This is a genomic window from Tumebacillus sp. BK434, from assembly GCF_004340785.1.
Taxonomy (GTDB): domain Bacteria; phylum Bacillota; class Bacilli; order Tumebacillales; family Tumebacillaceae; genus Tumebacillus_A.
This window is the reverse complement of record NZ_SLXS01000002.1, coordinates 40,863-56,454: the sequence shown is the minus strand read 5'-3', so window position 1 is coordinate 56,454 and position 15,592 is coordinate 40,863. Positions and strand designations below refer to the sequence as shown.

Below are 15,592 nucleotides of genomic sequence, written 5' to 3'. Positions count from 1 at the left end.
TTAGTATCTCTTCCGCCCATTCTCCATATCCGCCCACACGATACGATCAGCTTTTCCATATGTTGATATGGAAAACGGAGGTGTCGATCGTGGCTGTCAAATCAAAAAAACACAGCGCTCTCAAAAAGCACGTGCGGAAACTCGAAGCAGAACTGACTGCCTTGCAAGCCGGCCATCCCTCGTATACACATAAAAAACAGCTGCTGGAGAAAGAGATCCGGCTCATCAAAGCGGAGTTGAAGACCAGGCACAACAAAAAAAGCGGACGGAGCGCCAAAGCCAGCAACGCGGCGTCCCCGGGCGGTCGCAAAATTCCACTGCCCGGCGGGGCCTCCTTCCCCAGCTTTCAACTGCCGAGTCCGAAGAGCCCGACGTTTGTCGAGGACTCGATCAAATCGATCGGCCAGCTGCGCAACTTTTGCAAACAATGTATGGGCTATATGCAGCGCGCCGACCAGATCTTCGACGGGCTGCACGGCGTCGGCTCGCAGTTGAATTCGGCCGGCGTGCTGCCCAAGCTGATGCAAGGCAATGTCAAAGAGCTCACCACCGGCGAATGGGCGGCGCTGTTGATGGCCCTGCTCAACTCGCCGCTTTCCGGCGCCCTGCTTGGCGGCGGCGGAAGCGGGGGAGGCGGCGGGGAAGGGGAGCAGCAAGCGGCAGACGGGGAAGCGAAATAGCCTCCCCGTTTTTTATGCCTGTTTTTGCTGCTTTTTGGCTGCTTGGATACAAAAAAGGAACTGCCCGTGAGAGGCAGTCCCTGCATGCGTCGCTTATTCTTTTGGCTTGATAAATTTCTTCATTTCTTTGACGGTCGCATCGTCAATTTTGCCGTTGCCGTATTTTTTGACAAGATCTTCGACGTTGGCGTTCGGTTTGCCGCCTTTGGTCGCGTCTTTGTAGGCCTTCATGAACTGGTTCAGGCGATCTTCGTTGACTGGGATCTTCAGCTGCTCCGCAAACTTTTTCGCCATGTTTTTGACGTTGTCCGGGTTCTGCCATTGATCCGGTGTCGTTTTCTGCACCTCGTTGAGCATGCCGAGCAAGCCGCCTTTGTTCACCGTCTTGAGTTTATCTTTCAGTTGGTCGCCGAGACTCGGAGTCGTCTTTTGCGGCTGGCTGGCGGCAGTCTTTTGACCGTCATTGCGCGTTTTCTTCCCTTTTTTGGGCACGTTTCTTCTCCCTCCGTTCTCTCCTCGAATCACTATCATACTATGGTTATTTCACGCGAGCGGACACGGGGGAATGCGCCCAAATTACGTTCGATAAAGGATGGAAACGATCCGCTTGGAGACGCTATGGAAACAAGGAGGTGTGGCAGGCGATGAATGGTATCCTGTCCTTTGTCGAGCGCATGAACCTGTTGCTGTGGCTCGCCGTGATCTTCGTGTTCCACCTCGTGCTCTACCTGACGCTCGGCACCGACAACTGGCTGATCGCGACGGTGCTGGCCACCGGGACGTATGCGGCCGTGTTCGTGCTGTTGAAAGCGTATGTGCGCAACAACAAAAAGAGGGGCGTTCGCTGAGAACGTCCCTTTTTTCTGCCCGTTTTCTGCCTGCAACCTTCGCGCTTATCCGGCCCGCCTGCGCTGTTTGGCTTTTTGCTGCCGGCGCACGCTGGCGTAATTGGCCTGTCGCATCTCCAGATAGGACGAAGTATACCCGATGATCAGCGCCAGCAGAATGCCGCCCCCGCCGATCGCTCCTGCCGCCGGTGAGAATTGCCCGAAGTAAGCGGCCAACAGGAAGATCAGCACGGCGGACGTTGCCGCATAGTTGGTGATCCGCTGCCACCTCCTTTCCGGTTGTTGGATCGCCCACTGCCAGATGCCGCCCTTCTGCTTTTTTTGCGGCTGGGGTCTGTCGTCCGCTGCGACGCCCTCTTCGTCGACCACCTTGCGCCTGCGCCCGGCCAGATACAGCAGCAAGCAGATCAGGATATCGGGAGCGGAGATCAACACGGTGCCGTAGTTGGCAAAATTGAAGACCTCGGTGACGCTTTTAAAGGCGAACGACCACAAGAGCAGGAGGAGCCATCCGGCCTGTTTCCCGTACAGCGACAAATTCATCCGCCCGGCGAAAGCGCTGAAAATGTGCAGGATGGCGAGGAATTTGAAGGCGATCTTCAGCAAGAAGATCGGCAGCCAGACCGAAAACATAAAGAGTTCGATCCGGTCCAGGTAATCGGTGATATGAATCTGCTCGACCAGCGAGTAGTTGGGATACATCAGCCGGGCGGCGACCTCGATGCCGAGCACGGCGACGGTGAAAAACAGCACCATCGTCATCAGCAGCGCGGTGCTCATCACGCCGTGGCGCAGCGCGGCGTACAGCTTTTTGCTGCTCCCCAGCATCCCCATAAACGCGCCGACGATCAGGATCTCGTCATACCAGCCCCAGGCGATCAGATTTCCCCCCAGCACCGGGTGATAGCCTTGTCCGAAGATCGGTTCAATGCGTCGCAAATCGAACTCGTTGCCAAGCAGCAGCGGGACGGCCAGCAGCATGCCGAGAAACAGCGGAAAGATCAGGTCGTTGACCCGCACCGCCACTTCGACGCTGCTGCTCGCGAAGTAGACGACCAAGAGAATCATCAACAGCACGATGATCTCGCCCGGGGTGCGAATCAGCAGCGTGGTGTTCATAAAGTCGCTGAACACACCCATATCGCGGATCAGGATGGTGAAGATGTGCAGCAAGAACAGGAAATTGCACAGGCCGCCGCCCCATTTTCCCAGCAGCTCAAACGTGATCTCGAACAGGCTTTTGCCGGGAAAGCGCCGGGCGAGATAATAGAGCAGCGCCGCGATGAACAGCGCGTAGACCATCCCGGCGATCTGGGTCAGCCAGGCGTCCGCTTTGGAGAGTGCGACCAGCGTTTTGGGCGTCGTCAGAAAGCCGCCCGCCGTGAGTATCACCGTCACCATCCAGGCCATCTGGCGGTGGTTGATCTTGATCTTGGTCTCCATTTTCCCCCTCCTCTCTACTGTTGTAAGATCTCGTGCAGCCAGTCAGACCAGGTGTACACTACCCAATGGGTCGGCAGTTCCAGCTCAAATTGAAACAGACGCGCCACATACAGCCCGAGGACGGAGACGGCGAGCGTGTAATAGATCCCTTTTTCAATCCCAGTCGCCTGCTTCAGTTTCGGCATGTCCCATCCCCAAGTTGCCAGATAGAAGAGGAGAAATATGATCAGAAAAATGCTGCTCATTCTTTCTCCCCCTTCTTGGCGAGGTTTTCCGAGGTCAGGCCGATGCGCGAGATGTTGACTTTCGCCTGCACGTCAAACGTGGCTTTCTGCAGTTCATCACCCCACTGCTTGTGGTACGTGTTCCGCCATTCCTGAGGATACTTGCGCGCGATGACCAGTCCCAGCCCGCAGAAGTCTGAATTCATCCTCTGCATGTCTTTGGCCGCTGCCAAGACCGACTCGCGGATGCGCGCTTCCATGGCGCGATTCAATGTCTGAATGCTGTCCGGGGAGCTCAGGTCGATCCCGTCTAGGTTTTCCAGTACGTAGGCGGTGGCGTTGACTTTGACCTGATAATGAAAGTGATCCTTCCTGCGAACGGGCTTGACACTGGAATTGCCTTTGTACACGTTGACCAGCACGGTCTTGTCGCCGTCCATGTACAGCGTAACCGAATAGGGCTTGATCCGCTCTTTCAGCCAGCGTATCCCCTCGATCCCCTCACCTTTGAGCGTACCGGTCATCTTGTCGTCATGGAACGCGGCGTAGTTGCCAAATTGCACCTCTTTGTTTTTCTGCTCGGTGCCTTCGCTGGCGTGAGAGACGACGATCGGGATCAGCGCATCGATGCCCGTCAGGCTCAAATTTTGCGCGACGTCTTTGATCGTGGCGTTGAAGACCGATTCGGCGTTGACGATCTCGCGAATCCCTTCGCTGGAAAAGCGTTCGAAGCGCGGCTGCCGGTTCAGCAGCTCATAACCTTTGCCGCCGGCGATGACGATGGAGGCGGTGAGGCGATTCTCCGGGATCCGCGCCGCGGCGTCGAACACGGGACGAATCCCCGCCCGCGCAAACTCTTGGCCGATCACCATCACCCGGCGGTGCGCGTAGAACAGCTGGCGGGGCATCCGCTGCTGTAGCCGCTCGGAAGCGTCGCGAATGGACACGCCGGTCTCCGAATCGACATAAAAGCTGGTCGAGCCGGAGGTGCCGCCTCCGCCGCCCGTGTTGCCTCCGAGCTGGCCGGGCAGCGGCAACTGTACGGAGACGCGGAACTTGCCGTCCTCTTCGAGATCGTAGGCGGTGGCCAGCACGATCGCAATGTCGTTGACTTCGGTGCGGTCCCAACAGCCGGTCTGGGTCAGCGCCAGCAACAGCGTGATCGCCACGAGCAGAACTCGCTTGTTTCTCATGCTTTCCCCTCCCCGCTTCCATGCTCAATCCATTTACCTTTTTGCCCGTCCTGCCGCTCGATCTCTTCTTGCATGTCTTTCCCTAAGCGATCCGGGTTGGCGGTGGAGAGGAACTCGGGGCGCTTTTTCATCGCGTACCAAGGCGCGCGGATCACCACGTCCTTGAGGTCGCCGACCGAAAGCGGGCCGGTCGGGGAGAGATAGGGAATGCCGAACGAGCGCAGATTGGCAAGGTGCCCGAGGATAAACAGGCCTCCGATGATGATGCCGTAGATGCCAAAGAGCGCCGCCGCGATCATCAACGGAAAGCGCAGCATCCGAAAGGCGATCGACGCGTTATAGCGCGGGATGGTAAATGAGGCGATCCCGGTGACGGAGACGATGATTACCATCGGGGCGGAAACGATCCCCGCTTCAACAGCCGCTTGGCCGACGACGAGGGCGCCGAGGATGGAGACGGCCTGTCCGACCATCTTCGGGAGCCGGATGCCGGCTTCGCGCAGCGCTTCGAAGGCGATCTCCATGATGAACGCCTCGACGACCGCCGGGAAAGGGATCGCTTCCCGGGCCGCCGCGATGCTGAGCAAAAGCGGCGTCGGCAGCATCGCTTGGTGGAAGGTGGTGACGGCGATGTATAAGGACGGTGTAAACAGCGAGATGAGCAGAAACGCATAGCGCAGCCAGCGGACCAGTGTGGCGATCTGGTAGCGTTCGTAGTAGTCCTCGCTGGCCTGCATCAGCTGCCAGAACGTCGTCGGCACAATCAGGACGAACGGAGTGCCGTCGATGAAGATGGCGACCCGCCCTTCGAGCAGGGCGGCGGCGACAGAGTCGGGCCGCTCGGTGTACTGGACCTGCGGGAAGGGCGAGTTGGTGCTGTCCTGGATCAGTTCTTCGACATAGCCCGATTCGAGGATGGCATCGATCTCGATCTTCTGCAGACGGCCGACCACTTCGTCGACGACTTTCGGGTCGGCGATGCCCTCGAGGTAGGAGACGACGAGGTTGGTGTTGCTTTCGGTACCGGCGACCAGCGGTTTCATCTTCAGATTAGGCGTGCGCAGTTTGCGGCGCAGGAGGGCGGTGTTGGTGCGCAGATTCTCGACAAAGCCTTCGCGGGGGCCGCGGACGACCTTTTCTGTCTCCGGCTCGTTGACGGAGCGCAGCTCCCCGCCGCGCAGGCCGAGAACGAGGCCCGTATCGTTGCCGTCGATCAGGATGCCGGTGTCCCCGGCGAGGACCGAGCGGACGAGGTCGCGGAAGTCCCCGACTTCGGTGATCTGCGAAGAGGGCAGCGCAGCCAAGGAGATTCGCTTGGCGGTGCCGGCCTGGCCTTCGTCGATCATCAGCGCTTTCAGCATCAGGTTGACCTGTGCGGTGTCGACAAGGCCGTCGACGAAGATGCAGATCGCCTTCCGCGACTTCTCAATCTCAAACGCCCGAATGACAAAATCGGAGCTGTCTGCGAACAGCTCTTCCAGAAACTTCTGGTTCTCCCGCAGCTTCCGATGGATCGGAGCGGATTGCTCCTCTTCTTCATCAGCAGACCCGCCTTGCGGAGACTCCTGATCTTTCTCCTGATCTTTCTCCTGATCTTTCTCCTGATCTTTCTCCTGATCTTTCTCCTGATCTTTCTCCTGCTCAGCTTGCTCATCTTGAACCGCTTGCTCACTTTGAGCCGTTTGCTCGCCGCGCGCGCCTCGCTTCTCTTTGGCAGCCCGTTTTCGTTTGGCTGCCCGCTTGCCTGACTTGGTCTGCGTTTGGTTCTTGTCCGGGTCTTTGTTTTGGCTTGCTTCTTCGTTTTGGCTCAGCTCTGCATCTTGGCCTTGCACTTTGCTTTGGTTGTGCTCTTTGCTCTGACCCTGCTCTTTGCTCTGACTCTGCTCTTGCTCTCCGCTCTGCGCTTCGCTGTTGTCTGACGGGCGAGGGCGGGCGGGGCGTTTTTGCTTTCTATACTTTTTCGGCTGGGAGGGCCGGTCGGTCTGGTCGGGGTCTTGGTGTTGCTGTTTCTGGTCTTTTTGTTCTTCTTCCGAGGCCGGGGCTTTGTGTTTGTTCCGGTGTCCTTCCAGCTCTTCCGACCGCTTGCTTTTAGAGAGTTTCTTCCCACGGCGGATCATCGACCGCACCTCCTCCTCCTTTTACTGCTTGCTGTGGCAAATTTAGTATGCGTGAAAAGGGCATAAAAATACCGCCCCCTTACACCGGGAGCGGTAGATGGTCTCTCCACTATTTCGTTCGCTTGCCTGCTGCATACGCCAACAGCGCCCAGCCGCTCAAGAAGCAGACCCCGCCAAGCGGCGTGATCGCGCCGAGCACGCCGATGCCGGTCACGGCCAGCACGTACAGGCTGCCGGCAAACAGCACGATCCCCGCTTGGAACAGGTACCCTGCCGCCTTGACCGCTTTCGGCGCGCCGCCCAAATACTGCGACAGCAGCGCCACCAGCAAAATCGCCGTGCCATGCAGCATGTGGTACTGCACGCCCGTCTTCCAGATCTCTAAATAATGATCGGTGATCTTCCCCTCCAGCCCGTGCGCGCCAAACGCGCCCAGCGCCACCGCGAGCAGCAGGTTGATCGCACCGATCCGTACAAAAGTCGACAACATGGGCACTTCCCTCGTTTCTGTGTCTGTTAGAGCATATAGTCCGTTTTGATCTCAAAGTGTGCCTTCACCAACACCTCGATCAGATAATCGATCGGCGTCGTCGCCACTTCCCGATACATCCGCCGCGTGTACAGATGGCGGGCGTTGGGCAGTTCCCGTTTTAACTGCGAGCGCATCTTGTTGCCGGCGTCATCCGCGTCGACCAGAATATAGACGTCTTCCTCCGCTTGCAGCGGCACGATCATGTCTTCGATCTTCTCTTCCGACAACGTGCCGTAGGTGCAGATGACTTCCACAGGTTCCGCGAGCAGCTCCAAGAGCCGCCGTTTGTCCGTTTTCCCTTCGACGATGATCACTTTACGGGCAACATACATCAGGCTCTACCCTTCTTCCTTCGAAGTGGCGATCGGGTTCTCCGGATACGAGCACCAGTCGCTCCACGAGCCGAGGTACAACCGCACCTTGCGATGCCCCGCCTCCTGCAGCGCCAAAATGTTCGGCGTCGCCGTGACGCCGGAGCCGCAGTACACGATCACTTCCTTGTCCGGATCGATGTCTGCAAAACGCTCCCGCTGCTCGTCCGCCGTCTTCCACGTGCCGTCTTCTTGCAGCGAATCCTTCCAGAAGTGGTTCACCGCACCCGGAATGTGGCCGGCCACCGGATCGATCGGCTCCTGCAGCCCTTGGTAGCGCACCGCTTCCCGCGAGTCGATCAACACCGTCCCCGGATCGCCAAGCTTCGTTCTTACCTCATTCATATGCACCAAAAAGTCCGTTTGGCTGTGCGCGATAAACTCCGTCTTGGAAACGGGCGCCGCCTCTGCCGTCACCGGATGCCCGGCCGCCTTCCAGGCCGTGTAGGAGCCGTTCAGCACCGAGACCCGCTCATGCCCAAGGTATTTGAGCAGCCACCAGAAGCGCGACGCCATCGCCCCGCCCTGATCGTCATAAGCGACGATGTGGTGCCCGTTGCCGATGCCTTGTGCGCCGAGCTTCGCGGCGAGCAGCATTGCATCGGGCAGCGGGTGGCGCCCGCCGTGCTCCGCCTTCGGTGCGGACAGATCGCGTTCCAGATCAAAATAGACCGCACCCGGCAGGTGACCTTGCTGATACGCGCTCACCCCTGCGTCCGGCTGCCCCAACACAAAGCGGCAGTCCACCACGCGCACCTCCGGATCGTGCAGATGCGCCAGCAGCCAGTCCATGCTTACCAAATTGGAAGCCATTTTGCATTCACATCCTCTTGATTCATTCTTACACCCATTGTCGCATACGCAAAAACCACCCGCAAGGCGGGTGGCTTCGTGAACTGTTGCGAGATTCGGAACTTATTTCTTTGGACCGATGACGATGTGGTCGCGCAGCTGCTCCGCGACGTGCGGCTTCAAGCCGACCGCTTCCACAAAGTGCTCGACCGATCGGAACGCGCCTTGCGTCTCGCGGATCGACACCGCCTTCATCGCCAGCACGATGCCGACTTTCGGCAGCGACGCGATGCGCTCCTTCGGATCGTTGTTGATGTCGACCGGTCCCTCCGGCCCGCGCTCTGCCGTCACCGGCGGCGCGATTGACGACTTGGTCGCTTCGGCCAGATCCTCCTCCGAAAAATCCTCCAGCTCCGCACCCGGCGCTGCAGGCGCAGCGCTCGCCGCCGTCTGCGCGGCGACTGCCCGGGCCGGCTCCTCCGGTGTGTCTTTGACGAGCCGCTGCGCCCCGTCCTTTGATTCCACCGCTTTGATCAGCTTTTTCGACTGGTTGACCGCGTCGATGTCAACGTCGTATTCCAGTTCGATCTGATTTTTCAGCTCTTCGATGTTGCGGCCTTTCAACTGCGACAAGGCGACGATGCGCAACAGGTATTCCTTGCGCGCCAGCCGCGCGTGGAAGATGCCGACCACCCAGGTCAGCAGGATCACCGGAACTGCCAGTTCCCCGAGCAGCGAACCTTCGTTCTTGGCGTCGGCATACGCAAAGAAAAACACGGTGGCCGCAAAATACACCACGCCCCAGAACGCCCACTTCTTCTGTTTCGTCCGAAACGCGATGTACCAAAACGAAATCCACGTCAACATCCCAAACGGCAAAGTCCAGATCATCCACAGCGACTTGCCCCACTCCCAGGCGCTGCCCTTCGGTGTAATGGAAGCCATATCTGATTAACCCCTTTTACTGGTCATTTTCTTTCTTCTATTTTCGCATAATTCTTAACATCATAAAACCCCCAGCCGTTAGCAAATGCCGGGGGTTTTAGCGCCACATTATTTAAAGAGAAATCTAAACCGCCGCGGTCTCCACCGCGCCTTGCTGAAGGAGGTACATCTTGTGGTAGAGGCCCTGCTCGGCGAGCAGTTCCTGGTGCGTGCCGCGCTCGACGACGACGCCTTGGTGCAGGACGAGGATCAGGTCGGCGTCCTGGATCGTCGAGAGGCGGTGCGCGATCGCGATCGTCGTGCGGCCGCGGCGCATCTTTTCGAGCGCACTTTGGATCATCTCTTCCGTCTCCGTGTCCACGCTCGCCGTCGCTTCGTCCAGCACGAGGATCTTCGGGTTCAAGGCCACCGTGCGGGCGAAGCTGAGCAGCTGTCTCTGACCGCTGGAGAAGGTCGCTCCGCGCTCGCCGACCGGCTCGTCATAGCCGTGCGGGAGCTTCTGGATGAACGGGTCGGCTTGCACAAACTTCGCCGCTTCGAGGATCTCTTCATCGCTGATCTCCATGTTGTGCAGGCGGATGTTCTGTTTCACATCGCCGACGAACAGGAACGGATCCTGCAGCACGAGGCCCAGCTTCTTGCGCAGCTCCGCGTCGGAGAACGACCGCAGCGGCGCACCGTCGATGGTGACCTCCCCTTCGGTGATGTTGTAAAAGCGCATCAACAGGTTGATGATCGTGCTCTTCCCGCTTCCCGTATGCCCGACCAAAGCGACCGTCTGGCCCGGCTTGGCGGTGAAGGAGATGTTTTTCAGCACCGGGTTGACTCCGTCGTAGGAGAAGGTCACGTTTTTGAACTCGATCAGCCCGTCCTGAACGGTCGGGTTGTCGCCGCCTTCCTGCTGCGGTGCATAGCGGTCTTGGTCGAGCAGTTGGAACACGCGCTCCGCTGCGACCAGCGCTTCCTGCAGCTGGGCCAGACGGAACATCATCTGGTTGACCGGCTCGAAGAAGCGGTCGAGGTAGTTCAGGAAGGCGTAGATCACGCCGATCGAAATGGCGGTGGTCAGCGAGTTGTAACCGAAGTAGCCGAGGATCATGATCAGCGCAAACATGTAGAGCAGGTCGACCATCGGACGCAGCAGCAGGCCGTTGATCTTCAGCCGCTTCATGTTCGCCTGGTAATGCTCTTCGTTGGTCTGGCCAAACTCTTCACGCATCCGCTTCTCCTGATGGAACGCCTGGATGATCGTCATGCCTTGGATCGATTCATTTAACCGCGCGTTGAGCTGGCTCAGCTTCTCACGGGAGAGGTGAAACACTTTCGAACTGATCTTGCGGTAGAACCACATCAGGCCGACGACCAGCGGTGCCACGACCAGGAACAGGGCGGCCAGACGCGGATCGAGGATGAACAGGCCGATCAGAATGCCGACCATCAAGACGATGCTCTGCACAAACGCGGAGAGCACGGAGACAAAAAGCTCCTTGACCGCTTCCGTGTCGTTGGTGATCCGGGAGACGAGCGACCCGCCCGGCGTGCGGTCGAAAAATTCCAGCCCTAAATGCTGCACTTTGCTGAACACGTCCATCCGCAGTTGGCGGACGATCCAGTGTGCGATCTTATGGAAGGATAACAGTTGAAAATAGTTGATCGTCACGCCTGCGATGTGCAGGATGAGATAGCCTGCCCCAAGCAGGATCAGCATCTCGCGGTCAAACTGCCGCGGCGTGAGGTAGTCGTCGATAAAAATCCGCACCAGCTGCGGCCCTGCCACATCGGCAGCCGTCGCCAGCGCCAGCATCCCAAAGGCGATGAGGAGCGTCTTACGATGCGGAATCAGGTAGCGCATCAGTCTTCGCATGACCATGGCCGGTTCCACCTCCTTGTTCCACCAGCGACTCCAGCTGCTGGTTGCGATACATCATCGCATACCAGCCGTCCGCCTCCATCAGCTCGTCATGCATGCCCCGCTCGGCGATCTTGCCGTCTTCGAGCACGATGATCCTTTCAGCATGTTCGATCGCTGAGAGGCGATGCGCGGAGATCAGCGTGGTTTTGTTCTGGCGATACTCTTTCAGCGCGTCGAGGATCGCTTTTTCCGTCTTGGCGTCCACCGCCGACAACGAGTCGTCGAGGATCAGCACTTCCGGGTTCATCAGCAGCGCGCGCGCGATGGAAATGCGCTGCTTCTGCCCGCCGGACAGCGTCACGCCGCGCTCGCCGACGACCGTTTTGTAGCCGTCTTCAAAGCGCAGGATGTCGTCGTGAATACAGGCGATCTTCGCCGCCATGATCACGTCGTCCATCGTCGCGTCCGGCTTGCCGAATGCGATGTTTTCCGCGACTGTGGCCGAGAACAGGAAATGATCCTGCGGCACATAGCCGATCGCCGCGCGCAGCCAGCGCAGTTTGTAGTCGTAGATCGACGTTTTGCCGATCCCAATGTCCCCTTCGGTCACGTCAAACTCGCGCAGGAGCAGGCGCAAAAGCGTCGACTTGCCTGCGCCCGTCTTGCCGACGATGCCCAGCGTCTGGCCTTGTTTCAGCTCGACGCGGATGTCCTGCAGGGCCGGGGTCTCTTTTTCCGGATAGGCGAAGCTGTCGATGTCGTAGCTGATGTCGCCGCTCGGGACTTCCTTCGCAGCGTCTTCCTTGTTCCAGACTTCCGACTTGATGTTGAGCAGGGCATCGACGCGGTCATACGACGCGCGGCCGCGCTCGACGATGTTGAACAGCCAGCCGAACGCCAGCATCGGCCAGATCAGATGGCCGAGCAGCATCGTGAACTGGGTGAGCTGGCCGAGGGTCAGCTTCCCCTGGACGACGAACCAGCCGCCAAACGAGACGGCAAGGAAAAAGGCGAGTCCGACGACCAGCGAGATCGTCGGGTCGAACAGCGAGTCGATCTTGGCGACTTGGATGTTTTTCTGCGCGGTGTCGCGGGTCAGGTTCTCAAACTCTTTTTTCTCGGCGTCTTCCTGTCCGAACGCTTTGACGACGCGCACGCCGGCGATGTTCTCCTGCACTTTGTCATTCAACGTGGAGAAAGCCTCCTGCGCTTTGTGAAAGCGCTCGTGGAGCAGGTTGCCGTATTTGGCTTCGGCATAGACCATGATCGGCATCGGCAGCAAGGTGATCAGGGTCAGCTCCCAGGAGATCGTCGCCGCCATGGCGATGATCACGGCGCCGCCCATCGCCACCGAGTCGACCAGCGTCAGCACGCCGTCACCTGCGGTCAACTCGATCGCCGAAATGTCGTTGGTCGCGTGCGCCATCAAGTCTCCGGTGCGGCGCTTGTGGTAGAACTGCGGCGACAGGTTGGTGAAATGTTTGTACAGACGGTTGCGCAGCAGCCGGCTCATGCGGAAGGCCGCTCCGAAGATGTAGATCCGCCAGATATAGCGCAGCACATAGATCCCCACGCCGATCACAAACAGCAGGACCAGCCACTTGGCCAGCTCCGCCCCGGTCAGCGTCCCCCCGTTGATGTCATCGACGACCACGCCGATCACATACGGCGGGATCAAGTTGAGGGCGGCGACGAACAGGAGGATGATCACTCCTGTGGCGTACGCTTTCTTCTCCATCTTGAAATACCACATCAAATCTCGAAAAATGCTCATGATTGCTTTCCCACTCCCCTCTTTCCAAACAAAAAGAGTCACCGGCATTGAGAGATGCCTGTGACTCTTTGGGTCTTACAAAAATAGAAAACCACAGGCGCGCAGAATGCTCCTGTGGTGAGTCTCACGAATGAAGGCAAGCGTACGATCGAACAACAAGATCAAAACGTATCGCTTACTGTACCTGTGCTCTCCGAACAGTCAGTTCCGCGTAACTATGCAATTGTTGAGGTGCTGGTTTGCTTGCTTTGGTGACCAAGATGATCGTTTGCATATCACGAAACCTCCCTTCGGAATTTTTTGAATGTATAGAGTATACCGTGCGGACCGATTGGTTGTAAAGGTTGTTTTTACAACTTTTTCTTATTGGCCGATCTGTGCTACAATCTTGAATTGTAACTTTGAGATAGGAGGAGGATCTTCTCGTGACCGTACAAGTTCGTCCCTATTCGCTCGCAGATTATGAAGGATTGCTTGAGGTGCAGCGAGAAGCGTTTCCGCCTCCTTTTCCGGAAGAATTATGGTGGCAGAAAGAGCAGATCGCAGCGCATGTGAACACCTTCCCCCGAGGCGCGATGTGCGCAGAGGTGGACGGCGTGATCGCCGGATCGGCGACGTCGCTTCTGATCAAGTATGACGGCAAGCCGCACACGTGGGCGCAAGTGTCGGACAACGGCTGGATTCAACGCAGCCATCGGCCGGACGGCGACAGCTTGTACGGCATCGACGTCTGTGTGCGCCCGTCGTTTCGCGGCCAGGGCGTGGCCGGGGCTCTGTATCAGGCCCGGCAGAAGCTGGTCGTCGAGCTTGGGCTGAAGCGCTTTTTGGCCGGATGCCGGATTCCAAACTTTCATGAGCATGCCGCCCGGATGAGCGCAGACGAGTATGTGCAGCGCGTCGTGAGCGGCGAGATCTATGATCTCGTGCTGTCGTTTATGCTCAAGCAGGGGCTGCGGCCTTTGCAGGTGCTCGATGACTATCTGGATGATGAAGAGTCGTTACACAAAGCGGTTCTGGTCGAATGGCCGAACCCGAACTTCTAAAGGGAGGTGCAGGAGATGACAACTCCGCTCATAGGTACGGTGACGTACGAACTCAAGCCGCTGCAGTCGTATGAGGAATACTGGCAGACGGTGCAGATGCATGTGCAGTCGGCACAGCGTCAAAATGTAAGACTTTTGGTGTTCCCGGAGTATCAGACCGCGCAGTTGCTTTCGCTTCAGCCGTCGATGACGCATGCGGAAGCGGTGGCGTATCTGGACGGATATACCGAGGAGTATGAGACGCGTTTCTCGCAGCTGGCTCAGGAGAATGAGCTGACTATCCTCGGCGGCACGCATATCGTCAAGGAAGGCGACGGCTATGTGAACAAAGCTTATCTGTTTTACCCGGACGGCCGCATCGAAACGCAAAACAAAGTCCACACCACGCCGGAAGAGCGCAAGGTCTGGCACCTGAAGCCGGGCGAAGATTTTGCCGTATTTGACACGGAGATCGGCAAAGTGGCCATTCTGACGTGCTACGACATCGAGTTCCCGGAGACGGCGCGCATCGTCGCCGACATGGGAGCGGAGATCATCCTCTGCCCGTCCTACACCGATGCGCCGGCCGGCTTCTACCGCGTCCGCTACTGCGCGCAGGCGCGGGCGGTGGAGAACCAGCTGCTGGTCGTGATGAGCGGCCTGGTCGGTTCCGTCCCGGGCGTCGAGCAGATCGACATGGCCTACTCCCAAGGCGCGGTGTTTGCGCCGTGCGACTACCCGTTCCCTCCGGACGGCATCCTCTCCGAAGGCGTGCTCAACGCCAGCATGGTCACCACGGCGCCGATCGACCTCGACCGCCTGCAGGAGAACCGCACGATGGGCAACGTCTCCCCTTATTTTGACCGCAAACCGGAAGTTTACGCCAAGCAAAGCAAAAGCCTGCCTCTCTAAGAGGGCAGGCTTTTTTGTTGTGGCGGCATGAACTTAGAAATTGAAGCTGTCCGGGTCCGGGCCGACGCGCTGATGCTGGTCGAGGCTGTTGATCGTGCCGATCTCTTCGTCGGTCAGAGTGAAGTCGTAGAGGTCGGCGTTGGACTGGATGCGCGCCGGGCGGATCGATTTCGGGATCGTCGCCCAGCCGGTCTGAAGCTGCCAGCGCAGGACGACTTGCGCCGTCGTCTTGCTGTGGCGCTCGGCGATCGCCTGCAGCACCGGTTCGTCGAGGATCTTGCCTTGGGCCAGCGGCGACCACGCCACCGGCAGGATGCCGTGCTGGTCGAGGAAAGACTTCAATTCCGCCTGCACGAGGCGCGGGTGGCGCTCCAGCTGGTCGATCGCCGGTTTGACGGTCGCCGCCGCCAGCAGTTTTTCCAGATGGTGCACGTGGAAGTTGCTGACGCCGATCGCGCCGACGCGGCCGGCCTGATACAGCCCTTCGAGCGCTTTCCAGCTGTCGAGGTATTTGCCTTCGACCGGCCAGTGGATCAAGTACAGGTCGAGTTTTTCCAAGCCGAGGCGCTGCAGGCTCTCTTCATACGCTTCGACTTCGCGGCCGGCGCGGGAATCGTCGTTCCACAGCTTTGAGGTGATAAACAGGTCGTCACGGGTCAGTCCCGTGCGGGCCAGGCCGCGGCGGATGCCTTCGCCGACACCTTCTTCGTTTTGGTAGATCGCGGCGGTGTCGATGTGGCGGTATCCTTGGACGATCGCTTCTTCGACCGACTGGATCACCGTCTCCCCTTCTTCGACGCGCCAGACCCCGAGGCCGAGCCAGGGGAATGGTTTGTTGCCGTGGTTGAGCTGGACTGTGCTGTGCAGGTTGTTCATCTGAGCGCCTC

General features: G+C 58.7%; 16 protein-coding genes. 4 read left to right on the top strand and 12 right to left on the bottom strand.

Annotated elements, in window-relative coordinates; all coding sequences use genetic code 11:
* The first annotated feature begins 89 nt into the window (after positions 1 to 89).
* Positions 90 to 680 carry a hypothetical protein gene (locus EV586_RS04740; protein ID WP_132943935.1) on the top strand — a complete coding sequence of 197 codons (591 nt, stop codon included), beginning with the start codon at positions 90 to 92 and terminating at the stop codon, positions 678 to 680.
* Positions 681 to 773: 93 nt separating this feature from the next.
* On the opposite strand, the gene EV586_RS04735 is transcribed toward EV586_RS04740, so the two are convergent.
* Positions 774 to 1,172: a hypothetical protein gene (locus EV586_RS04735; protein WP_132943934.1), complete on the bottom strand. Its 399-nt coding sequence runs from the start codon at positions 1,170 to 1,172 to the stop codon at positions 774 to 776.
* A gap of 152 nt (positions 1,173 to 1,324) precedes the next feature.
* Between EV586_RS04735 and EV586_RS04730 the strand changes: the two genes are divergently transcribed.
* A complete protein-coding gene (locus tag EV586_RS04730; protein ID WP_132943933.1) occupies positions 1,325 to 1,528 on the top strand; it encodes a hypothetical protein in 204 nt (67 codons plus the stop codon).
* Positions 1,529 to 1,573: 45 nt separating this feature from the next.
* On the opposite strand, the gene EV586_RS04725 is transcribed toward EV586_RS04730, so the two are convergent.
* From EV586_RS04725 to EV586_RS04680, 10 genes are all read right to left on the bottom strand, one after another.
* A complete protein-coding gene (locus EV586_RS04725) occupies positions 1,574 to 2,971 on the bottom strand; it encodes a GerAB/ArcD/ProY family transporter (protein ID WP_132943932.1) in 1,398 nt (465 codons plus the stop codon).
* 14 nt (positions 2,972 to 2,985) lie between these two features.
* Positions 2,986 to 3,216, bottom strand: a complete 231-nt coding sequence (locus EV586_RS04720) for a hypothetical protein (RefSeq protein ID WP_132943931.1) — start codon at positions 3,214 to 3,216, stop codon at positions 2,986 to 2,988.
* Complete coding sequence (locus tag EV586_RS04715; RefSeq protein WP_132943930.1) at positions 3,213 to 4,388, bottom strand: Ger(x)C family spore germination protein; 1,176 nt, start codon at positions 4,386 to 4,388, stop codon at positions 3,213 to 3,215. The genes EV586_RS04720 and EV586_RS04715 overlap by 4 nt, the downstream gene beginning before the upstream one ends.
* On the bottom strand, positions 4,385 to 5,902 hold the full coding sequence (locus EV586_RS04710) for a spore germination protein (protein ID WP_243652970.1): 1,518 nt from the start codon (positions 5,900 to 5,902) through the stop codon (positions 4,385 to 4,387). The genes EV586_RS04715 and EV586_RS04710 overlap by 4 nt, the downstream gene beginning before the upstream one ends.
* Positions 5,903 to 6,614: 712 nt before the next feature.
* Complete coding sequence (locus tag EV586_RS04705) at positions 6,615 to 6,992, bottom strand: DUF423 domain-containing protein (RefSeq protein ID WP_132944574.1); 378 nt, start codon at positions 6,990 to 6,992, stop codon at positions 6,615 to 6,617.
* A gap of 29 nt (positions 6,993 to 7,021) precedes the next feature.
* The gene (locus EV586_RS04700) at positions 7,022 to 7,369 is read right to left on the bottom strand and encodes a toprim domain-containing protein (protein ID WP_132943928.1); all 348 of its coding nucleotides are present in this window, start codon (positions 7,367 to 7,369) and stop codon (positions 7,022 to 7,024) included.
* Positions 7,370 to 7,375: 6 nt separating this feature from the next.
* Positions 7,376 to 8,221 carry a sulfurtransferase gene (locus EV586_RS04695; RefSeq protein ID WP_132943927.1) on the bottom strand — a complete coding sequence of 282 codons (846 nt, stop codon included), beginning with the start codon at positions 8,219 to 8,221 and terminating at the stop codon, positions 7,376 to 7,378.
* Between the two features lie 102 nt (positions 8,222 to 8,323).
* Complete coding sequence (locus tag EV586_RS04690; protein ID WP_132943926.1) at positions 8,324 to 9,145, bottom strand: ComEA family DNA-binding protein; 822 nt, start codon at positions 9,143 to 9,145, stop codon at positions 8,324 to 8,326.
* Positions 9,146 to 9,269: 124 nt separating this feature from the next.
* Positions 9,270 to 11,015: an ABC transporter ATP-binding protein gene (locus EV586_RS04685; protein WP_132943925.1), complete on the bottom strand. Its 1,746-nt coding sequence runs from the start codon at positions 11,013 to 11,015 to the stop codon at positions 9,270 to 9,272.
* A complete protein-coding gene (locus tag EV586_RS04680; protein WP_132943924.1) occupies positions 10,972 to 12,771 on the bottom strand; it encodes an ABC transporter transmembrane domain-containing protein in 1,800 nt (599 codons plus the stop codon). The genes EV586_RS04685 and EV586_RS04680 overlap by 44 nt, the downstream gene beginning before the upstream one ends.
* Before the next feature lie 425 nt (positions 12,772 to 13,196).
* On the opposite strand from EV586_RS04680, the gene EV586_RS04675 reads away from it, so the two are divergent.
* Both EV586_RS04675 and EV586_RS04670 read left to right on the top strand, forming a co-directional pair.
* A complete protein-coding gene (locus EV586_RS04675) occupies positions 13,197 to 13,814 on the top strand; it encodes a GNAT family N-acetyltransferase (RefSeq protein ID WP_132943923.1) in 618 nt (205 codons plus the stop codon).
* Positions 13,815 to 13,829: 15 nt separating this feature from the next.
* A complete protein-coding gene (locus EV586_RS04670) occupies positions 13,830 to 14,705 on the top strand; it encodes a carbon-nitrogen hydrolase family protein (protein WP_132943922.1) in 876 nt (291 codons plus the stop codon).
* A 33-nt stretch (positions 14,706 to 14,738) separates the two neighbouring features.
* On the opposite strand, the gene EV586_RS04665 is transcribed toward EV586_RS04670, so the two are convergent.
* Positions 14,739 to 15,581, bottom strand: coding sequence for an aldo/keto reductase (locus EV586_RS04665; RefSeq protein WP_132943921.1), 843 nt, complete (start codon positions 15,579 to 15,581; stop codon positions 14,739 to 14,741).
* Positions 15,582 to 15,592 lie beyond the last annotated feature (11 nt).